At 66.3% G+C, this 2214-nt stretch carries 3 protein-coding genes; 1 reads left to right on the top strand and 2 read right to left on the bottom strand.

Features of this window, described 5'->3' with window-relative positions:
* Positions 1 to 747: alpha-ketoacid dehydrogenase subunit beta (locus tag LQV45_RS27045; protein ID WP_230009850.1), on the bottom strand; the 747-nt coding region annotated here is incomplete at its 3' end.
* The gene (pdhA, locus tag LQV45_RS27050) at positions 747 to 1925 is read right to left on the bottom strand and encodes a pyruvate dehydrogenase (acetyl-transferring) E1 component subunit alpha (RefSeq protein WP_374208306.1); all 1179 of its coding nucleotides are present in this window, start codon (positions 1923 to 1925) and stop codon (positions 747 to 749) included. The genes LQV45_RS27045 and pdhA, both read right to left, overlap by 1 nt.
* A 195-nt stretch (positions 1926 to 2120) precedes the next feature.
* On the opposite strand from pdhA, the gene LQV45_RS27055 reads away from it, so the two are divergent.
* The coding region (locus LQV45_RS27055; RefSeq protein ID WP_230009851.1) for an AsnC family transcriptional regulator at positions 2121 to 2214 on the top strand (94 nt) is incomplete at its 3' end.

Below are 2214 nucleotides of genomic sequence, written 5' to 3' on the forward strand. Positions count from 1 at the left end.
AAGGGTGGCGAAGTCCAGCGGTGCCAGCGAGCGCAGGTCAATGACCTCAACCGAGATGCCTTCGTCGGCGGCCGCCATGGCGGCGTCGCGGGCGGTCTTGACCAGCGGGCCGTAGGCCACGAGGGTGACGTCCGTGCCCTCGGTGACAACACGGGCCTTTTCCATGGACAGGGCGGAGCTCAGGTCGACGCTCTCGTCCACCTCGCCCTTGTCGTGGTAGCGCCGCTTGGGCTCGAAGTACAGGACGGGATCGTCGGAGGCGATGGCTTGCTGGATCATGGTGTAGGCGTCCTGGGGGTTGGACACGCTGATCACGCGCAGCCCCGAGGTGTGGGTGAAGTAGGCCTCGGGCGATTCCGAGTGGTGCTCCGGCGAGCCGATGCCGCCGCCGAACGGGACGCGGATGGTGATGGGCATCTTGACCGCGCCCTGGGTGCGGTAGTGCATCTTGGCGACCTGGCTGACGATCTGGTCGAACGCCGGGTAGATGAAGCCGTCGAACTGGATCTCCACCACCGGACGGTACCCGCGGTATGCCAGGCCGACGGCGGTGCCCATGATGCCGGACTCGGCGAGCGGGGTGTCCACGACGCGGTGCTTGCCGAAGTCTTTCTGCAGCCCGTCGGTGACACGGAAGACACCGCCAAGGGCGCCGATGTCCTCGCCCATCAGGACCACCTTGGGATCGTTTTCGAGGGACTTGCGCAGGCCCGAATTGATGGCTCGGGCAAAGGTCATCTGCGTCATCAGCGTGCACCTTCTTCAGAAGCGGCTTCTGCGGGATCGCCGAAGGAAGCCAGGTAACGGGAGTAGTGCTCCTGCTGGCGGTCCAGCCAGGAGTTGGGCGTGCTGTACACGTGCTTGAAGATATCCAGCGGCTGCGGCTCGGGCATGTTGATGGTGCCGGCCCGGAGTTCCTTGGCCACTGCGTCAGCTTGCGCGGCGACGGCGGCCTCGAGGTCCGCGGTCAGCAGTCCCTTGCGCTCGAGCAGCGACTTCATCCGGCTGATCGGGTCCTTGGCGGCCCAGTCTTCGAGTTCGTTGGCATCCCGGTAGCGGGTGGGGTCGTCCGCCGTCGTGTGCGGGCCCATCCGGTAGGTCACGGCCTCGATGAAGGTGGGGCCGCCGCCGCGCCGGGCACGGTCCAGGGCAATGCGGGTGGCTGCCATGACGGCGAGGACATCGTTGCCGTCGACCCGCATGCTGGGGATGCCGAAGCCTGAGGCGCGGTCCGCGAGCTGGATGTGCGACTGCAGCCGGACGGGTTCGGAAATGGCCCAGTGGTTGTTCTGGCAGATGAAGACGACGGGCGCCTGGAAGCTCGCGGCGAAGACCATGGCTTCGTTGACGTCGCCTTCGCTCGTGGCGCCGTCGCCGAAGTAGGCCACGGCGACACAGTCGGCGCCGTCGTTCTGGATGCCCATGGCGTAGCCCGTGGCGTGCAGGCTCTGCGCGCCGATGATGATCTGCTGGGTGGCAACGTTGACGGTGAACGGGTCCCAGCCGGCGGAGGCGTTGCCACGCCAGGCACGGACGAGGTCCTCCGGCTTCACTCCCCGGCAGTAGGCGACACCGTTGTCGCGGTAGCTCGGGAAGACAAAGTCGTCCTCGCGGAGGGCGCGGGCCGAGCCGATCTGGGATGCTTCCTGGCCGAGCAGTGGCGGCCACAGTGCCAGTTCGCCCTGCCGCTGGAGGGCCGTGGCTTCAGCATCGATCCGGCGGATGACCACCATGTCCTCATAGAGCGCGCAGAGTTGCTCATCGCTGACGTCCTGGAGCCAGGGATCGAACTCGGGATGGCTGATGCGCTCGCCCGCCGGGGTGATGAGCTGGACGAGGTCGCCGCCCGTCCGCCTCATAGAATTTTCACTGTTTCCGGGGCCCCCGGCGGCAACGCCGCCCTTGCCCGCGTCGTCGGTAAACACTGTTGTCCGCACCTTCTGACGTCGTCTGACCGGAACTCCCAGGACTCGTGATCCCGCGGCGCGCCAGCCGCCCGGGCGCCGTTGCCCCGGATAATTGTGACCCTACTCACAATGCTCATCGGGTACAACCACCCGCAAAAATATTGAGCATTATGCCCTGTTTGGTGTCCGCCAACCGTGCTAATCTTGCGCATTATGCAAACCTTGGATGGCACTGACACCCGCCTGCTTTCGGCCATGGCGCGGGACCCCCGCCGGACCGTGGTTGCCCTCGCCCAGAAGCTCGGAC

The organism is Microbacterium sp. Bi128 (genome assembly GCF_918698205.1).